The organism is Microcoleus sp. Pol7_B2, from assembly GCF_036701035.1.
In the GTDB taxonomy this organism is placed as follows: Bacteria; Cyanobacteriota; Cyanobacteriia; order Cyanobacteriales; family Microcoleaceae; genus Microcoleus.
Genome location: NZ_JAUBQB010000029.1, coordinates 42028 through 62490, shown reverse-complemented (window position 1 = coordinate 62490; position 20463 = coordinate 42028). Strand labels below are relative to the sequence as shown.

Annotated in this window: 11 protein-coding genes; 9 read left to right on the top strand and 2 right to left on the bottom strand. The window is 45.8% G+C overall.

Translation table 11 applies throughout. The features are described from left to right. The first annotated feature begins 152 nt into the window (after nt 1–152). From QUA57_RS13585 to QUA57_RS13565, 5 genes are all read left to right on the top strand, one after another. Entirely contained in the window at nt 153–2045 is a 1893-nt protein-coding gene (locus QUA57_RS13585) for a hypothetical protein (protein WP_333251145.1), read from the top strand. Nucleotides 2046–2154: 109 nt separating this feature from the next. After that, nucleotides 2155–2958 carry a hypothetical protein gene (locus QUA57_RS13580; protein WP_333061419.1) on the top strand — a complete coding sequence of 268 codons (804 nt, stop codon included), beginning with the start codon at nt 2155–2157 and terminating at the stop codon, nt 2956–2958. A gap of 481 nt (nt 2959–3439) precedes the next feature. Then, entirely contained in the window at nt 3440–5776 is a 2337-nt protein-coding gene (locus QUA57_RS13575; RefSeq protein ID WP_333061420.1) for an ATP-binding protein, read from the top strand. Between the two features lie 204 nt (nt 5777–5980). Beyond that, nucleotides 5981–6736: a ParA family protein gene (locus tag QUA57_RS13570; RefSeq protein ID WP_333061421.1), complete on the top strand. Its 756-nt coding sequence runs from the start codon at nt 5981–5983 to the stop codon at nt 6734–6736. Next, nucleotides 6733–7674: a ParB/RepB/Spo0J family partition protein gene (locus QUA57_RS13565; protein ID WP_333061424.1), complete on the top strand. Its 942-nt coding sequence runs from the start codon at nt 6733–6735 to the stop codon at nt 7672–7674. The genes QUA57_RS13570 and QUA57_RS13565 overlap by 4 nt, the downstream gene beginning before the upstream one ends. Nucleotides 7675–7714: 40 nt before the next feature. Here the strand turns inward: QUA57_RS13565 and QUA57_RS13560 are convergent, their stop codons facing one another. Then, nucleotides 7715–8887 carry an RNA-guided endonuclease TnpB family protein gene (locus tag QUA57_RS13560; protein ID WP_333061459.1) on the bottom strand — a complete coding sequence of 391 codons (1173 nt, stop codon included), beginning with the start codon at nt 8885–8887 and terminating at the stop codon, nt 7715–7717. Between the two features lie 557 nt (nt 8888–9444). Here QUA57_RS13560 and QUA57_RS13555 point away from each other — a divergent pair. From QUA57_RS13555 to QUA57_RS13540, 4 genes are all read left to right on the top strand, one after another. Next, a complete protein-coding gene (locus QUA57_RS13555; protein ID WP_190663951.1) occupies nt 9445–10425 on the top strand; it encodes a HipA-like protein in 981 nt (326 codons plus the stop codon). Next, nucleotides 10422–11171, top strand: coding sequence for an HIRAN domain-containing protein (locus QUA57_RS13550; RefSeq protein ID WP_333061425.1), 750 nt, complete (start codon nt 10422–10424; stop codon nt 11169–11171). The genes QUA57_RS13555 and QUA57_RS13550 overlap by 4 nt, the downstream gene beginning before the upstream one ends. Nucleotides 11172–11755: 584 nt before the next feature. Further along, complete coding sequence (locus tag QUA57_RS13545) at nt 11756–15241, top strand: hypothetical protein (protein WP_333061426.1); 3486 nt, start codon at nt 11756–11758, stop codon at nt 15239–15241. A gap of 29 nt (nt 15242–15270) precedes the next feature. Further along, nucleotides 15271–19149 (top strand): hypothetical protein, encoded by a 3879-nt coding sequence (locus tag QUA57_RS13540; protein WP_333061427.1) that lies wholly within the window; start codon nt 15271–15273, stop codon nt 19147–19149. Nucleotides 19150–19393: 244 nt separating this feature from the next. Here the strand turns inward: QUA57_RS13540 and QUA57_RS13535 are convergent, their stop codons facing one another. After that, on the bottom strand, nt 19394–20368 hold the full coding sequence (locus QUA57_RS13535) for a tyrosine-type recombinase/integrase (protein ID WP_333061428.1): 975 nt from the start codon (nt 20366–20368) through the stop codon (nt 19394–19396). Nucleotides 20369–20463: the final 95 nt, after the last annotated feature.

Sequence of the window (20463 nt, the reverse complement as noted above, 5' to 3'; positions counted from 1 at the left end):
CCATCGTAATAAGCAACAAGACAGTAGCCATGAGTAACAGACAAGAATCTTCAAACAATTCTCATCAAACAAAGTTGACAACCGCAGAAATTGAGCCAAATAATTCACTCCCTCTTGATAGCGAAAGTATCCTTAATAACGATAGTAGCAAGATGTCAGAAGACAACTTTTTCCCTTCCCCTCCCCCTTCCCCCTCCCCCTCGAAAGATGATGATATTGATGAAAACTTCATTGCTAATTTCGACCCCAATGCACCCCTAACACTTGAAACTCAATATCAACTCGCTCAAGATGAGGAAAGACCACTGCCCCCGCCTGTTTCCGAAAGAGGCGTTCCTAGAGCAGTGACAATACTGCTATTGACTGGTGGAATACTATTGCTAGGACTGCTGATTTGGCAATTTATCAAGCCTAAATCACCTCGCGAACCTATCGCACAATCAACACCAAAAGAAAGCTCTTCTGGCACCATTAAAGATGAAAAACCGGAGTTGCTGGCTAAATTAGCTTACCAAGACCAACAAAAACTGTTAGCCGAAAAACCGCAAAAAACCGCAAAACCCAAAACAGAACCGTCGCCCAAACCGTCAAGAGCCCCACGAAATCCGCGAACTCCGCGTCTAGTCGCTACCCGGAGCGCTGCACCGCCACCTACTCCTCTACGCGAACCCCTACCCGCACCCCGAACAGTAGTGCGGACGGTAACAGTACCCGCACCCGCACCCATACCGCAAAGAACACCCGCGCCCCCACCAGCCCCCATACCCAAACCGTTAATACCCCCACCTTTAATTCCAACTCCAACAGAAGAAAAAATCGACCCGTTTGAGCGGTGGAACCAACTCGCTCAACTCGGACAAATTAGGGGAAATTTTGACCCTAACCGAATAGCGAATGCCGTGAGTGCAACACCAAGCACTCTAGCGACAACAAGTGCTACCGCCGCCGCTCTGACAAAGCCAGCTCCCACAACTGAATTCCTAACAGTCAATATCGGCAACCAAAAGTCGCAACCCTCATACGTTTCTTTCGAGCAAATCCCAGAAAAACTATATAGCCACCCAAATAACGCCAGCGGGGAAAGGCTACACCCGGAGTTTCCTTATGGAGAGGACAGCCTCGAAACCACCGACAACTCCCAAAACCCCACTAACCAATTAACTCCGACTGCCCTTTCCCCCCAAACAAGTTCCGATTCTACCGATAACCCAATCGAGACTGCGACTCGACTGAGCGCTCGTCCAACGTCCTTGCCCGCCGATACAGAATTTCAAACCCTTTCCCCAGAAGCTGCTCCAGAGGCTTCTGCCTTAACAAATTCCCCAACCCTAGAACAAGTAAATTCCCCAGGGGCAAAAGGCATTCTCAACCGCACGCCCCAAACAGCTCAGGTTCCCCTTGGAACCACAGCCAACGGCGTAGTTTCGGTTCCCCTGCTGTGGGATGAAAGCTCAGGCAAACAGCTTTACGACAAATTTGCTGTCACTCTCACAGCAGACTTCACGGCAACTGACGGCTCTATTGCTTTTCCAGCAGGCACGGTTGTCATTGCCAAAGCCAGCACCGTCAGCAAAACCAATCGCATGGTACAAGCTACTGCTGTGGCGCTCGTCTACTCTGATAGAAACGGTCAGATTAAACAGCAGCCCCTTCCAGAAGGCGCAATTTTGATTGCAGGAGAGGGCGGAGGGCCACTGATTGCTTCAGGCTACTTCGACCCAGGGAACGATATTGCCGGACAGGATATCCTCACCGCAGTGCTGTCGGGAGTTGGACGAGTCGGTCAAGTGTTCGCAGAGCCTAAAGTCAGGAGCTCTAGCAGTATTAGCGGTAGGTTTGGGAACAGTACAACCACCGTTGAAAGTCGAGACCCCCAAATTTGGTCAGCCGTCCTCGATGGCTTCTTCAGCCCCCTAGCAAAACGGATGGAAAGCCGCTCCGATAGAGCAACTGAAGAACTTTTAAACCGCCCTAATGTAGCTGTGGTTAATAAAGGAACCCCGGTTTCTATTACTGTTAACAGCTTTCTCAACATTTACCGATAACCAAACCGTCGGTAAACGGTTAAGTCGCCCCAACGCGACTGCGGCGATTAGTAAAGGAAATCCCCGTTTCTACTGTCAACAATTTTCTCAACATCAACGAATAACTGCCATGACGAATCGCATCCAATCCCCAAGAATGCTTTCCCTCGGAGGGCTTTTGTTCACAGCAGTGTTCGCTACTGCAAGCTACCCCGACTGTGCTTTTGCTCAATCAAGAGTAACAGGCTATCAAACTGTGGGTCGAGATATTGCCGTCAATAGTGCGATCGATATTTTAGTCTATCCCGGTCGCGCGAGTGCGATCGACTTCAGCTCAACCGACGAAGCTCTCGCCTACGTTTTAATTGCCGACCCCTCAAAAATAGTTTTCAGCACCGACGCACAGTTGGCAAGCGGCCTTGCCAAAACTGTTTTCTTGCGTCCCATTCAAGCGCTCAATTTTCCGGGAGCTACCACAGCTACCATCACTAACCTTTCAATCAAAACTGTAGATTCAAAAGGGAAACAGCGACTTTACAACTTCAACATCGTTCCTACCAACAAAGAACCAGAACACTTAGGAATTCGCATCGCTCCCGTCACCCCAAGAATGTCGCCGACTGTGAACGTTGATAGAGGTCGCGCCCCCGCAGCATCAGATGTTGAAAAAGGATTGCTGATTGCCATTCAAAAAGGCTACACAGCAGCCAGCGACCCAGTAGTCTACAGCGTGCGACAATTTTTAGCTCTGGTAAGAAATCAGAATCTATCGGCGGCCGATGCTGCAGCACGAGCCGGAGTAGACTTGTCTGTGATTGTCGAGCTGAGCCGCATTGCACGAGAAGAATTCAACTACCCTGGAACAAGATTTCAACAGCGACAACCGCCAACAGCCCGAACTACTCGGCTTCTTAAAAGTCGCTCTGCTTTTTGATTGGAGCCGGAGCTGCGGGAATAGGTAACGGGAATGGGGAGTGGGGAGCGGGGGAGAGGGGAGAAAGGGAGAGGGGGAGAGTGGGAGAGGGGGAGAAGTTTGAAAACTTGCAACAACCCGATAAAAACTAGAGGGCTTCAACATCTAACATATACTCACCCACTTGAAGAGAAATGAGGGATTGTGTAACTGCCATCTACCTGAAAATTTAAACAGCTTGCTGTTTACTGCATACCTCTAATCTCCCACTCTCTCAGTCTCTCCCTCTCCCCCTCTCCCGCTCTCCCACTCTCCCCCACTCCCCATTCCCCACTCCCCACTCCCCACTCCCTTTTTTCAACCAATGTTCCGCCCAAAAAGCTCAATTCAAAAAAAGTCTGCCCTCCCGCTGCGCGTTGTGCTTACAGTCCCCAACGCTCTCCTGATTTCGACTTTACTATGTCTGACGGGATGGCTTTCTTTTCAAACAGGGCGGCAGACAATGAATGACGTAGTTGCACACCTATTGGCAGAAGCAACGAGCCGCATCTGGGACCGCCTTGACAACTACTTAAAAGAAGGGGTGGGGAAAGGAGAAGGGACTTACAATCAAATTCCAACTGGTTCGGTAAACCAACTTCCCCCAAGTCAAACAGCGGGAGTCACAATCAAACCAAATGGGGAAAGAAATGGGTCAGACTCTCCAAAAATAATATTCCGTCAACAAAAAACAAATTCTGCTTTTTCTACCCCAACCTCAAAATTCAACTTGCACGATTTCCACATCAGCCCTAACTGTCAAGCCTTTATCTTAGACCGTTCGGGACATTTAGTTGCTTGGAACGAGGTAACTGAACCAAAACCGTCTATTTCTGTTGACGGACGGCAGCGAGAAAGCGCCCAAGCTCTGCAACAAAAAGTAATCCAGCTTTCAACAGAGTATTTGCTTAAACATTATGGCAGCCTCGCTGCTATTAACAGCAGCCAAAATCATAACTTTACTGCCAGCAACTCACTATACTTGCTGCAAGTCAGACCTTTTAAAAACTCGAAAGGCTTAAATTGGCTGATTGTGGCAGTTGTACCCGAAACCGACTTCACGAGCAAAGTTCAGGCCAACACCCGCAACACTATTTTGCTCGTGCTGCTGGCTTTGGTTCTTTCTATCTGCCTTTTGCTGTCCATTTCCCTAAGAATAGAACAGCGGTTGCAGCGGTTAATTTCGGCAACAGAGGCGATAGCTGGTGGCGACTTCGACTCAACATTTTCAGGTAGCGGTATTGCCGAACTCGAAGCCCTAGCCTGTGCTTTCGAGCGCATGAATTGCCAGTTAAAAGCATCTCGCAAGCGGTTAGAAGAATATTCTGGCGATTTAAAGCGGCAAGTTGCACAGAAAACTATTGAACTAAAACAAGCTAAAATTGCAGCCGAAAGTGCCAATCGCGCTAAAAGTACCTTTCTGGCCAATATGAGCCACGAATTGAGAACGCCTCTGAATGCGATTATCGGCTTTGCCCACCTCCTTGTCAACTCTAAAAAAACTGCACCGGAACAGCAGTCGAGTTTAGATATTATCAATCGCAGTGGCGAGCATTTGTTGAAACTAATCAACGATATTTTGTCGCTGTCTAAGATTGAAGCTGGTCAAATTACCCTCGAATCAAATGCTTTTGACCTTTACAGTTTGCTCTCGGACATAGAACGGATGTTCCAACTCAAAACTCAGTCGTCGGGAGTGCAGCTTGTTTTTGAACTCCGGAAAGATGTACCGCAATACGTCCGAACTGATGAAAGCAAGCTGCGCCAAGTTTTGATTAATCTGTTGGGCAATGCTGTTAAATTTACTGAGACGGGTAGGGTGAAGCTGACTGTAAAATGCCTTCAGTCTATGGCTAAAAAACCGTTACCCAAATTCTTTCTCCAGTTCTCAGTGAAGGATACAGGCCCTGGTATTGCCCCTGAAGAGATTAGCCGTTTGTTCAAGCCGTTCGTGCAAACTGAAACTGGTAGGAAATCGCAAACGGGAACGGGCTTGGGATTGCCAATCAGTCGCTCTTTCGTGAAGCTGATGGGTGGCGAGATTAAGGTCAAAAGTTCTGTGGGGAAAGGAACGGTTTTTAGTTTTTACATTAAAGTCAGTCATGCAACACAGAGCGAAATTTATGACAGACTGCCACAAAAACGAGTGAAGGGGTTGGCATCCAACCAACAAATATATCGCATTCTGGTAGCGGACGATGAGTCTGCAAATCGGTTGCTGCTAACTCAAATATTGAAGTCGGCTGGCTTTCTTGTGTGGTTCGCGGATAACGGAATTGAAGCTGTTAAATTGTGGCGAAAGTACAAGCCGCATTTAATTTGGATGGATTTGAGGATGCCTGTTCTAGACGGCTTTCAAGCTGCTCAAAAAATTAGAGCACGGCCGAACGGTTCTAACACTAAGATTATTGCTTTGAGCGCTAATGCTTTTGTTAAAACCCAGGAACTCGCCATGTCGAACGGCTTCGATGACTTTGTTGCCAAACCGTTCCGAGAGGCAGTAATTTTTGAGAAGATGGCGCTTCATTTGGGTGTTCGCTATATCTATGAAGAGGAGTCGCCGAGGAAGTCCGAACAGGATGAGCCTGTTATGCAACTGACTCCTGAGTCGCTATCTGTGTTGCCGAGGGAGTCGATTGAGAAGCTTTATAAAGCAGCCGCTTGTGGAGATGAGCAAGCGGTAAGGCTGTTGATTGAGCGAATTCCCCTGTCGCAGAAGCCTCTTGCTGCGGCTTTGACTAAATTAGTTGACAATATGAGCTTAGATATTATCAGCGATTTAACTCAACACTACCTTTGAACGAACCCCACCCAAATCCAAGATTATGGGTAGGGACTGCGCTGAACATCTCTAGTTCAATGATAACTGCGATAGTTCAATGCTAACTGCGATCGCAGTTATCAGAGGCGGTTCTCAAAGTTATTTCAAAGATTAGCCTAGAATAAGCCGCAGTCCACTAATATTGTTGTTGAATCAACACGTTTATTGCGTGCTTAAAAATAGATGAGCAAAATTATTGCGCTGTTCAACCAGTCAGGTGGCGTCTCCAAAACCAGTTTGACAATGAATTTAGGCTACCATTTGGCGAAGCGTTCGCAAAAAGTCTTGTTAGTAGATATGGACCCCCAAGCCTCACTTACCGCCTTCATGGGCTTGGAGCCATCTGAGTTACAGGAGACTGTCTACGAGTCCATTATGAACGGTTCTGACGCGGCGCTCCGCAAAAACCTTCACAACATGGACTTGCTCCCTTCTAATATTAATTTGAGCGGAGCAGAGCTGGAACTGGTAGTGGCTGACATGAGAGATAGTCGGCTAAAAGAAGTCATTGACCCCCTGAGCTCGAACTATGACTTCATATTGATAGACTGCCCTCCCTCGCTCGGCATCCTATCCTATATCAGTCTAGTTGCCTCCACTCACGTCTTAATTCCGATTCAGACTGAATATAAAGCTCTCAAAGGAACCGAATTGCTGTTGCAAACCATTGCTCGCGTCAGGAAACGCGCTAATCGGAAATTGCAGATTGCTGGAGTGATTCCAACGCTGTACGATACCCGTACTGTACAGGCCTTTCAAAGTTTGCAGTCAATTACTACTTCTCTGGAGAAGATTGGTGCGATTTACCCCCCTGTGCCTCGGACTGTGGCTTTTGCCGATGCGTCACAGCAACACGTACCTCTGGCCGTGTACAATCCAAAACATCCAGCCGTCGCCGTACTCGATACTATTGCACAAGGACTCTTAGCTCTGGCATGAATCAAAAGCGCGACAGTCAGCCTTATCAAATCAAAGGGGTTGAGGCTTTATTAGGAACCAGCGACAGCGCAGATGCCGCATCCGAACTTGTCTCAATACACAAAATTGTCTTGCCCCAGCAGCAACCGCGCCGCTATTTCGATCCGACAGCCATGCAAGAACTGGTGGAGTCAGTCAAGCAGCTAGGAATTCTGCAACCGCTCCTGGTACGCCCAATAGATGGCAACAAGTACGAATTGGTGGCTGGAGAACGGCGCTATCGAGCCGCTTCGTCGTTAGGTTTGACTGAGATTCCTGTTGTGATTCGGGAACTGACAGACACAGAGGCTCTGCAAATTGCACTGCTGGAGAACTTGCAGCGGGAAGATTTGAATGCGATTGAGGAAACCGAAGGGATTCTGCAATTGCTGGCAATGAAATTAAACTCTACCTCCTCGTCAGTTATTGCTTTGCTCGGAGCGGCCGCGCACCCAGAACGCGCCGGTGTGGATAACGTTATCCACAGCTCGGACTGGCAAATAGTAAGCGATATATTTGCACTCGTCGGGAAGTACACTCCAGAGAGTTTCCGAACCAATCGCCTCCCCTTGCTGAACCTGCCAGATGAGGTGATTGGAGCGCTGCGGAAAGGACGGATTGAGTATACCAAAGCCAGAGCGATCGCCCGAGTTAAGGATAGCTCAGAGCGCTCCCAATTGTTAGAAGAGGCGATCGCTCTCGACCTTTCTCTGACCCAAATCAAACAGCGCACTGCCGATTTAAAAGCCCAAAATACAGGGGAGGCGACTGCACCGGATCGCTCACTTAAAAGTCGCGTAGATGCAGCTTATGGCAGAGTAAAAAAGTCTAAGGTTTGGGATGACCCCAAAAAGCAAAAGAAACTAGAGAAGCTGTTAGCTGAACTGGAAGCATTGGTGGGTGAGGGATTGGAAAATTGACATCCTCACCGGGAATCAACCCCACGGTGATTCCTAAGACTCACGACTTAGGTTTCTGCTTCATAGCACCAGCCTTCCGAGATTTACTCTCGGAAGGTCTTACAGTCGCTCCACAGACATTAACCGCAAGCCCTGCGGCCAGAATATTTTTAGCAGCATTCACATCTCTGTCGTGATGTGTACTGCATTTAGGACAATCCCACTCTCTGATATTCAACGGCAACTTTTCAACAACGTGACCACAATGCCCACACTGCTTAGAGCTAGGAAACCATCGGTCAATTTCGACAAAGGTACGACCATACCAGTCGCACTTGTATTCAAGTTGCCTGACAATTTCACCCCAAGCAGCATCGCTAATCGAGAGAGAGAGCTTTCTGTTTTTGACCAGGTTCTTCACAGACAAATTCTCGACTGCAATCCTTTGGTTTTCTCGAACCAGTCGAGTTGTCAATTTGTGAAGAAAATCATACCGAGCGTCACTAATTTTAGCGTGAACTTTAGCGACTTTTAACCTTGCTTTGTGACGGTTATTAAACCCCTTTTTCTTTCGGCTAAGAGCCTTTTGTACTTGACGCAATTTACGTCGTTTTGCCTTGAATGTTTTGGGGTTGGCGATCTTCTCACCGTTGCTCAAAGCAATCAAGCTAGTAATACCCAAATCCAACCCAATCTGATTAGGAGATTCAGGCAATGTTTCAATCTCAACATCTACCAGTAAAGAAACTGTCCACCGTCCAGAGGGCGAGAGCTTCACCGTTATTGTTGATGGCTCCGCACATAAAGGAAGTTGACGACTCCACCGAATATCCAAGGGTTGAGAACACTTTGCTAGAAATACTTTGCCATCTTTCCACTTGAAAGCAGACTTAGTAAATTCAGCATTACCGCCTTGATGTTTTTTCTTGAAATTGGGGTATTTTGCCCTTCCTGCAAAAAAGTTAGTAAAGGCGGTTTGTAAATGTCTCAACCCTTGCTGTAGTGGTACACAGCTAACTTCATTTAGAAATTGCAAGTCTTCTTGCTTTTTCCATTGAGTCAACATAGTAGAAGTTTCAGAGTATCCGACTCGCTCTTGATGTTCATACCATGCTTCTGTCCTTGCGGCTAATGCACGGTTGTAGACTAATCGAGCGCAACCCATCGTTCTTCTCAGCAAGATTTCTTGCTCGGGAGTTGGATAGAATCGGTACTTGAATGCTTTCTGTGTCATGCTTGCATTATAGCCTTTCTCAGATAGATGAGGTATGTAATAAGGCTTGAAAGTCCCGATATTCAGGGAATAGGAGTGCACCTCATCTTTTTAATAAAGGCTATATATCATTTATTTTGTGAGCCAGCTAAACTAATTAAAGCCGTCCTAGAAGGACGGGGTTTCCACCCACCATTTTGATGAAGCGGCTCTTAAATTAAAGCTACATGAACTACCTACACTGTGCCTTGCGGGTACAATGTAGGCTTCTGTTTTAGAAAAACTCCAAAAATGCTCTAAATTCCTTGGGCTGAACACGCCTTTGAGGCGGTTTTTATGGGTTTAAAGCGAACGACCTCAAAAAAGAGCTTTTCGAGGCGTAAGGTTGCTGCAATCCGATCGGCTGCTGGTGTCCGATCGCTACAATATGTCAAATGGGTTCTATAGCAGTCGTCATACTGCTATAGACAAGGTAGGGGTCATTCATGAACCCTACCAGACTTTGTGTTCTAACCGACGAAAGCGGTTGCTATATTTGTGAACTGCGAGTGCGGCGAAAGAAATAGGTTAAACAATTTATGCCTGATGAATTTCCCATCATTATTGTCACCCCTCAAGCTTACGAACTCTCCAAGACTGAGGCAATGGGAAGCAAGTATAAGTTTTGGTTTGAACACCCAGAACTCGGCCGCTGCCTGTACAAACAAGCAAGACTTGATTTAGGCGAAGATTGGGCAGAAAAAGTGGCCTCCGAATTGTGCGAATTACTGGGAATTCCTCATGCTAATTATGAACTGGCCGCCACGAGTGAGGGGAATCTCGGTGTAGTCTCTTCTTACTTTTTGCCTAACGGTGGCACCCTCGTTCACGGTAACGAACTTCTTACTCCCATCGTGCCCAATTACCCCACCTTTGCAACCTACAACCTGTCACAACATACAATTGATCTAGTGTTGAGAATTATCTCTGATGAATCTGTGAACTTACCCATTGGTTGGACAGTACCCAGTGGCATCCAAAAAGCTGTAGAAGTGTTTGTCGGCTATCTTCTGTTAGATGCGTGGATTGGCAATGGCGATCGCCACCACGAAAACTGGGGTGTTGTCCGAAATAAGGCAGTGCCTACTACATCCGAAACAGCACACCTAGCACCCAGTGCATCCGAAACAGTAAATCTAGCGTCCACTACATCCAAAACAGCACACCTAGCACCCAGTTACGATCATGCTTCCAGTCTGGGGCGCGACCTCTCAGATCGACAAAGGCAAAAACGCTCAGTTGAGGCTTATGCTAACAAATGTTTCTCGGCGTTTTATGGCAGCGTTGATGATAAAAAGCCTCTCAAAACAATTGATGTATTTGACTGCGCTGCACGTCGATTTCCGAATGCAGCGCATATATGGCTTGAGCGACTTGAAAGTATCTCAAAGGCGAGTATAGTGGATATTTTTCATCGAATTCCTAACACTCGTATCTCACCGATTGCAGCCGAGTTTGCCCAAAAAATTATTGAATTCAATCAACACAGACTGCTTAACTTGAGGAAAACGCTACCGTGAAAACACACTCAACGCTTTTTTTGGCTTGGCAAGATCCAAACAGCCGTTCCTGGTTTCCCATTGGCAGGCTAACATTTGACGGAACCAACTACCAATTTACCTACACGCAAGGCGTTTTAGAAGCTCAACAGAAGTGCGGTTTTGAACCCTTGCCCTCGTTTCCGCGCTTAGGTGAAGTATATACATCAACCTACTTATTTCCCGTATTTGCTAATCGGTTGATGCCGAAAAATCGCCCCGATTACTCAAGTTTTTTTCACTGGCTAAATCTGACTCAACATGAAAGCGATCCAATTGCCATGTTAGCCCGCAGCGGTGGGCGGCGAGAAACAGATACTCTAACTGTTTTTCCCATTCCTGAGCCAGATTCAGAAGGGCGGTATCGCCTTCACTTTTTCTTGCACGGACTGCGGTATTTGCCACCCTGTGCAATTGAGCGAATTAACCGCTTAGAGACAGGAGAAAAGTTGTGGTTAGCTCACGAATTTCAAAATCATTATGATTCTAAAGCCTTGACTTTAAATACAGAAGACCACTACATTGTCGGGTATTGTCCGCGATATTTGAAGAGTGAGATTTTTGAACTTCTCTTGAGGAATCCTAGTTTTGTAGAAGTGCGTGTAGAGCGAGTAAATCAACCGCCAACACCGTTTCAGTTTCGCCTGCTGTGTAATATAACTACTCAATGCTATAATGACTTCCGCCCATTTTCAAGTCATGAATATCAGCCGCTCATCAGCTCTTAGGTACTGGAAAACCCTTGCAACTTCGAGTTAGACTCCTCTTGGCAAAGTTGAGCCAAACATTCATCACCGCAAGTCGCTCAGGAGCCTTTTCGCAATCCGGCTTGCTCGATCGGGGCTTTCTTCCCCAATCCGGTCTCACTGGAGTGCTACTGATGTTGACTCCCGCTCCCACGATCCATTCGTAGCAGGCTTGACCCTCAAAGAGGATAGCTCTTGGGTGCTGAAAAGCCCCTGCAAAGATCGGGATTTACTCAGTTGCAGTTCTTTGTCGCACAATGTCCGACCTCTTTGCTATTATATGAGGGCGTTGGTTGCTGACCCTGCTGCTGCTTGAGATGAGGGTAAAAGGAGAGTCGGATAGCGATTTTGTAAACCAGTTTCGTAGGTGCTTGGGAATAAAGTGTACTCTATTCACCGGCAATCTGCTGTAACTTTAAGCTCGATACTGACCTCCAGAGATGATTAATTAATTTTTTTGAACATGAAATGATCTTTTAAATCATTCTACTTGTATGAGAATAATTCATCCCCTTAACCAGTGAACAATCCGCAACCATTTCTCATATAAAAAGGAGCTAGTCCCCGTGAAAAATGAGTTAAAAGAAGACAGGAATGAACTGGCGAGGCTGGATTATAGCGACTGGCTAGCAAAAACTATTGACGAACTGAATCGAGAAACCGGAGCCAAAATATTTTGCTTAAAAAAAGATATCCCTTCAGGAAGATTTAGGTTAATTATAGACATTCATTGTTTCGCTGCTCAACTAGCAAAAAATCAAGAATTAACGCTCCCCTTAGAGAAAGGAGAAAAAACCTATAAAGCGACAATAAACATGGTTGAAAAATGTCGTGAGGTATTCGGAGAAAAAATTCAGGAAATCAAAACAGCTTTATCAAATAGATTAATGGAGGCAATTAGGAAAGCCCACTGCTCAGAACCTGATGGAGAAAGCTCAGAAGTGACAATTGATAAATTAATCGAGTCAATGCTTGTACCCCTGGCATCAATGCCAAAGCAGCCCTCCTTGTTTGCTTGGCAATTCCCTTCGATGACTGGGTTGAGTTCGCAGGATTTGACCTTGGATTATGAAGTGGAGACTCCTACAATCAGGAGTCACAAAGTAACAATAGAGATAAATAGTGCAACTCGCTTCCGCGAACTTGTAGTAACTGGACTGGAAAATTATGTTCAATTTTTGAAAAAACAATCGGACTCAGATTATCCAAATTTCGTAATTAGAAATGTGAGAGATAGCCTCGATTTGCTCAAAACTCATGGCTCTGATGAATTAAGCCAACTTGAAAAATTACTCAATCAGGAAACCATTGGTCGCCTGAAAAGAGAGGCGGAAGTAACTTACTTGGAATCCTTGGCTAATATAATTAGTGAAGATTGCGAAAGCGCCAGAGAATCGCAGCAAAAAAGTAAGTTAATACATCAGTTTGCCCTTAAAGGGAAACAACAGCCTCGCGGGATATCACTTAACGAAGCCTCGTTTTATTTGAAGGACTACAGCGGGCGTCTTAGATTACTGGAAAAATTCATCAACGACAAAAAGAAACCACAGGCTTATTACGAAGTAACATACCAGGGCGTACTTGTAGACATCCGAGAATTATTCTCTGGGCGGGATGCCTTCTCCGAGTTACCTCTTTTAGGCAAAATCGATGGCTGTATTGGAGAAACAGACGATCCACATCAAAGCATTACCTCAATAACTTTTGGACTCAAATTCAAGTTAAACGGGCGCGTCAGTAATCCGGTTCTTTACGATTCTTCATTTGTGTATGGGCTTGAGATGATTAAGCCGGATTCAAAATTGCATAACTTGGACGAGCTAACGCAGGAGAGGAGCAAGCAACACATTGAGAAAATAGTTAAGTTTTTCGTTCTTTATTACTTTGCATTTGCCTGTCCCAACCCTCTATCGCCAAATTATTGTTACGAGGATGTTCTAAGTTTTGATGTAATCGGGAGATTTACGGAAGAAGTATTACCTCAGTTGAAAGAAGAAGCTCTTGACAGTGATGAGGCTAAGAAAAATTTAATGAGAAAGTTTGTTGGTGAAATGAGTGAATACTTAGTTGCTGACAAACTGGCATCTGCGGTAAAGGCTCTTAAAGAATACTTAAAAAAAGAAAAACTTGGGTTTTCTGCCGAAAAAAAGGTAAATATAGGGCTGTCACAGAAATTGCTCCTGTCAGACTTGAACGAAATAAGCAATACGACTAAATTCTTCGGGAATGAACTGTCGGAGAATCTGAAGGAATGCCTCAAGTATGTTTTTATCTCGGCACAGGTGGCAAATAAAGATGCAATCATCCAGTTTCGAGTAACGCTGACATTTGAGACGGATAAATTCTACCGCACGGGGAAGAAGCGCGAGTTCGACAGGAGCTATCAAATTGGCGACATTCAAATGCTTCCCGTGTTCTATAGTTTTGCAAGTCAAGATACACAAAAGCAATTTGCTCGCGATAAAAATAACATCGCACTGCTCGCACCATTATTAGGGGGGAAACCTAACTTCCCCAAAAATGCTGATGAAGCATCGGAATACATGAGTCGCCTTGTATTTTCTGGATCACTAATAGAGTTTAAAGTGGGTGAAATACCTTTAGAAAAAGCCACCGAACGGGGGCATTTCATATACGAACTTACTTGGCGGACGCTGGGCTTCATAATATTAGATATTCTGACATCTAAAGCGCGAAAAAACAAAAATTTATTTGTAGGTCAGTGGATACTGCACGAAACAGCAGAAGCTCAAACAACCGAGCAGGAAACATTGATTCATCAAATTGTGGAGGAATGGAGTCATGTCTTGAGTGACTCCTTGTTGATGAATTCTCAAGGCCTAGTGATGCCGACGATTGACCGTTATAAAATCCCAAATGCCAAGTGTTCGCTCTACTCAGTATTGCCACAGGAATACAAAATTAAGAACAATAATAATAGAACCATAGAGCCATTGTTAATAGTAATGGTGTCAAGCAATAAATGCGACACCCGTTCCTCACGTGGGGGAGAAAACTACATTGCCAATTTGACTGGTGAAGTTGTGGCAGTGGAGCCTACAAAAACAGGTCTAAAAGTGAGCCTGGTGAAAACTCTGGCGGGGAACTACAGAGAAGATGAACTGCATCGCTCTCCAGCAGTGCTCCGTGACACAATTAGCGATATGTACCACAAGGGGTTTCACCATGTTCTGTACATCGCTAACACTCCCTTTTCTGAACACCTGCGCGTGACTGACCAACAAAATGAATTGTTCTTCATGTCGCCGGAACTCATCAAATACCTCAAGATTGCTGATGACCTGGTAATATATCCAGTTCTGTACGACAGTTACAGCGCCTTGCGGATTGATGGGGTACTGAACGAAGAGACTTTGTACGTTCAGGACGTGCGCCAGTTGAGTAACGTATTTAATGACCCCAATCGCTCCCAGGTAGTATTTTTCAATTTGTTCACCGGAAAGGCTGTAGAGCGAGATCGTATTTTCTACAACACTGTGACAACTTATTCTACCTTGCTCAACGCCCACCCTGGCGACGTAATTGACGTGAATAAGGTGATGGACGGTCTCATCAAAGAGGGGCCGCTCAAAAATGACCTCATGCTTGGGTTAACGCTCTTGCATTATTCAAAATACGAAAAAAACCAAACTAAGGGAGAGCGATCGTTCCTCAAACTCGACCCCCTAAATGATATTATCGGCGACAATGCAATTGGCAGGTTATCAGCAAAGAGTCAGCACTGCATCCCCTCGGTGCAAATGAATTCTATTGCATTTCTCACAGAAGTGTACAACGCATTGATGGTTCCAATTTCTGGAGAGAATGCGATACATAGCAACATTAATCTACCTCACTCCTCTCTGTCACTTCTCGATGAAATTGAGAATTACTTAGTTAATCCTGAAGTAAGCGCTCCCGATGAGCTGCCTCAGCATTATGTTGACTGCTTGGTTGAGTCCTATTCCAATCCGATGCTTAAGGAGCGAGTTGAATCGATAATTGCTCCCCAGTGGTGGGTTATTAGCAACGGCGATATTGTCCCGTTTTAAAGGATATGTAAGTTTTAGAGGATCTGTAAATGGAAATCAGAGAGGCACAAGGACATCTTTTCGAGCTAGCATTTAACGCCGGAATATTGACGGCGATTCATCAAACAGGGATGAAATATGCCCACATGGGTTTATTCATCGATGATTTGAAAAAACTCAATCATCGAGGAGTCGTCAATAGCCTCGTCCAAATGAAATTGAAAGAGGGATTTATTGACGCGGAGAGTCAGCGAATATGGGCAACATGGGGCAAGTTGTTACTCCTGCGGGGTCATCTTGGCGGTTTGGGTTTATGGCACGAACTGATGGATGCGTTCGGGTACTCCTCTAATACAAGCAGATATTGGGAATTGCTGTACGTGCAGTGCTGTCTTTCGGATGCAACCAGCATGAGAACGCTGGAAAAAAACGAACATGAGCGCTATTCTCAAATCCTTTCCCAGTTGGGCATTACCCCAGATAAGGTTTTCCCATACATAAATAAATACGCTACAACGGGGGAATTTTTAAAGGCGGACACATTAATGTTGATGTCGAAAGAGGGGGAAGGGGGCGGAAAAAAGGAATATCGCATCGTCTGCGTTGATTTGTCTGCGTTCACCGTTGATAGCAATGACAGCAGCGAGTTGAACGAAGGGGAAAATCAGGGTGCAACTGATGAACGAGAACATTGCGATTTGTGGAATTTATCGAGTGCTTTATCAATCCTTGAGTCTCTCGGAGTGGAACTGCACCGCTTAATGTCCAAAAGTGTTTATCATCACTTAAAATTTGACACAAAGGAAGGAAGCAATCGAGAATTAATAATTGGGCGTGACATAAAGGATTACCTGACAGCTTTTTCTTATTACGACAAGGACTTTGTTAAGTTGGTGCAGGCGGCATCGTACTCCGCTAGTTTTGTCAAGTTTCTCGAATCAGAGAACAGGATACCAAAGGATGCAACTGTCCAAGTCTCGGCGATCGGTTACACGACGCAGGGAATTAGCACTCTGAATGTCGGGCGGGAAGATTTCGATATCCTTGACCGTTGCGCCGACGCATATAAGTCCATGAAGAGACAGGAAAAGTCTGACACAGAGAATTCAATCGATAGTTATAAGCGGACGCTTGTTAAGATGCTCAATTTAATCAAGCGAAGTGTCGCGGATAGTTTATTGTACGCACCCGGTGGAATGGGAGTCAGCGTTGGAAACAGTACAGCAGGAGAATGCGAACAAGAGAGCGATCGCCAGGAACAGAAAGTAAAAGAATTTGTTGACTCGCTGTGCGATATGAATACCACTGCGGACAGAACCGTGTCTTTCACTGAAATAATTAGTAATTTTCACAATCCATCGGATTCTCTGGATGATTCGATTACTTCAAAATACAACCTCCCTCAGAAAATTACGCTAAGGAATGCTCATGCCCAAATAATAAAGGAACAACTGTCATCCGCCTGTCGCTATCTGTTCCTGACCGGAAATCCAGGTATTGGGAAAACAACGACAGTGGTGGATTTTCTTCGCGATCGCGTTAACGAGGGCTTCCTGCTGTTCTACGTCAGTCCGCGGCTATCGGTTAACGAAGACACAATCAATAAATTTAGAACTGAATCGCGGCGTTTGTTTGCTGATGACCTGTACTGCATTTATACAAGCCACGCTATCATTGCGGCCAATAACGGCTTGCCAACAGTCAAATATTCTTCTAATGCCGATACTAATACTTTTAATTGGTCAGGGGTAACTTTTATTGGCGTTGGAGATGAGGGAAAGCACCTCACAAGAGCGAGACAGGAAATAAGTCGTCTTTCAGGAAATTCGCTTGGCTACGATAAAAAGTCAGGGACGGGAGTGATTAGGAGCCTGTGCGATGCTGGTCACGTTCTCATCAATAAGGGCGTGAGTAAAATTGTGATTACCTGCTCTACTCAGTCCCTCCGTAAAGTGAATAAATACGGAGACTCCTTAGATAACTTTCATAGACTATTCCGTTCGGTTACAAATCAGAGTGAAGTGATTTCAGAGGAAATGATTAAATTATCTTCACGCCTGAGAAACATCATTGTTATGGTTGACGAAGTGACGGGCGATAGCGCTGGGGTTGAGTGGTTTCACGCCATGCAGAAATGGCTGGATAAAAAGCTTGAACTCTTCGATAAATCGCACGGTTTTAACACTAAACTGATTGTTGCTGACGCTTCCCTAATAGGTGTTGAAGTTGTTAAGCCGCACCTCGGTACAAGGGAAGCGGAGCCGGCTAAGATTTACTGTTCTCCTGTTGAGAATGAGCGAGAGCCACTAGAGCTTAGTTTTCAGTCGTTTACTGATGAGTCAGCACGGCGAGGAATTATTGATTCCACCATTATTAACGCCAACTCATATCCAGCAAGACTTATTGAACTCACTTACAAAGTTTTCTTCGAGACTTGTAAAATTAATGAGGATGGCTCCCTTAAAAATAAACTGGGTCAGTCAGCGCGGGACGATTCCCTAGTAACCGAAATAATCCACCACGTCTCTGAGCAAAATTCAGACCAATTACTGGTTTACATTCAGGACAAGCAACGTCTGATACAATTAATAGATTTGGTCAAAAAGAGGCGGCCTCGATTCGATAAAAATAAGGCTTATCTGGAAATACATTCCCTTTCAGATCCAGACAAGGAAAGCCGCCTTGAATGTAAAGACCAGGTTAGAGTAGTATTTATGACATCATCAGCTTCTCGCGGCATTTCCTTTCCTCATGCAAAACACATAATCGTCGAGCTACCTAGGTTTCAGATAGAAAACAACCTGATGGAAATTATTCAGACCATCTATCGAGGTCGGGGCGATTTTGCAGAGGGAAAAAATAACGATCGCGAACCTAAGAAAGTGACGGTGTACATTGTTGAAAAAGTATTCACCAATGTACCCAGCAAGCAACAAAGTCAGATCACTCGCGTCGCAAATCTGATAGGTTCCTTACTCGTCTTGCGAACAGCGATAATGACGAGAATTACGGGTACAGGATATCTCTGCGGACGCAGCACAGCAATGATTCCCATTGGCGGAAAAGGGATGTATTCGGGTGGCGAGACGTTCAGCACCCGTATCAAGTCTCTCATGCAGCGGCTGCGGAGCCATCAGCGTCTACATCCAGAGGATCGAGATGTTAAACTTGCTCTCGAACATTTGCCTTGTTTTTTTGAGTCTGCGAAATTCTTCCTACAGAAGTCTACTTGCTCACCCAATTCTTCTGTTTCCTACGAACAGACAAGGAAAAAAATTAGCTTACCGTCTCTATTGGAGTCGGGCGTTGATTTCTTATTTGACCAATGCTCTTGCATGGCTGACTTGTTGGATATCGAACTCAGCCCGCAGGTTTTTTATGTGGATGGTTCGCTGTTGCTCGTCCCAATGAATAATAACACAGTGACCTCCCTTTACAGGTTCGATCCTTATTCCCAAGTCAGTAAATACGCGACGCCAGAATTCATAAATGCTTTGGAAAATATCTGGCGCAAAAATTACCCACAAGATATAAAAAATGAAATTTACTTCGCTCTTGATTTCATCCAAAAGCTCAAGCAAAATGAGGAGATTACGCAGCAACTTAGCGACTCTAGCAATTTCAGCGACCAGTATTTCGCTGTTCCCCTACATTTCTTGGTTGCAGATGAAACTCTCCGGCGCTCATTTACAGAAGAGAGTGAAAACTCGCCTGTGAGTCACAGGTTTCGTATGTTACTGGAGCGTTATGTCAAGGCTTTGTACCCCGCTACTGATTTTCTCCCCATCGGCAATGGCTTCGTTGATTTTCCTTGGGTGATTTTTAAAAGTTACGACTTGGCGCAGATTCGTCGGGGTTTGTTCAGAGCAAATTACTTTCTTAACTCTCGCTCCCTGAATCTCCTCAATCTTATTTTGTTCAGGGGGTGACAAGCGCCTCCTGAATTTTAGTCTAACTGCTTTGCTGCATTACCTGCAACCGTCGCTCGTTGACTTGCCCCGCATCCCTTCTATCAGCTTGCCTGCTAATAACGCAGTTATGCACTGCTGTAACTGGTAAAGGTTCAGCCAGCCGCACCCAACTAATCTTAGAGTGTCAGACGAAAGTTAACAGTTTCGATGAGTTTCCCCATTGTCTTGTATTCGATTACCATCCGAACATACAAATCTCAACTTAGCGCACCAAATCAGCCAGCAGCCCCGACGCTTCTCGCTGCAAGCTCTGCCGATTGTCATCGTAGCAATTAAGGACGTTCGAGCTGGTATGGCGGCTCAACTTCTGCGCCATTCGCGTATTGCCGTTGCTTGCATCTAACAGCGTCGTAATTGCAGCGTGGCGTATTCTGTGCGGGCTGATTCTTTTAGGAATTCCCGCAGCGGAGCAAGTTGAGAAAACAAGCTTGTAAATAGCATACCCGCTCAACCTCAACCCGTATTCCCGCTTTGTCAAAGCGATAAATAAAGGCTCTTGGGGCATTGCAGCTCCCCGCACGCTCAGCCAATCAGAAATCGCATCTGCCGTCGCGCTATGCAAGTCAATTAGCTGCGCTTGAGTTCCCCTACCTTTGCCGTAAATGTTCAGAGTTCGGGCTAGCGGGTCAAAGTCGCCTATATTGGCTCCGCCGAGCTCCCCCCGGCGCAGCGCATTGTCCCACAGCAGCCGGAGAACTGCATAGTCGCGCTTTCCCTGGGGTGTACTCCGGTCGGGAATTTCCAACACCGACTGCATCGCCGCCACATTCTCAGAAGCAACTCGGCCAAACCCTGTAGTATCCCGGTAAGGAACCACCTTCTCTCCTTCAACATCTACCAAACTCCACTCGCACTCGCCCACCTTCCGAGCAAAATTCACCAAACTTTTGATAGCCGCCAGCCGCCGATTAATCGTCGCTTCCTTGAGTCCCTTGTCGATTAGTTTGGCTTTATACTTGAGAACCACCGCGACAGCGGCGAAGCGGTTCAGCCGTAGGAACTCGCGCACCAATGCCGGGTGAGGTTCCTGCCCCGTCATTGTCGCAAAGAAATCGTACAAGTCTTTCTCATAAGCACGCCTAGTGTTGACAGAGCGCTTGGCAGCTAACAGCTCTGCCACTAGGTCGCGCGTCGAAGCTATTTCTCCAAAGGAATTAGCAGCGTGTTCTAAGTCCATAGCCGGTCTGATAATTTGCCTTTCCAGACCAGATTACCCTCATTAGGGGTGCAAAAAGATGGATAATTTACCAGTCCGTTCGGCGAGCGTACTAA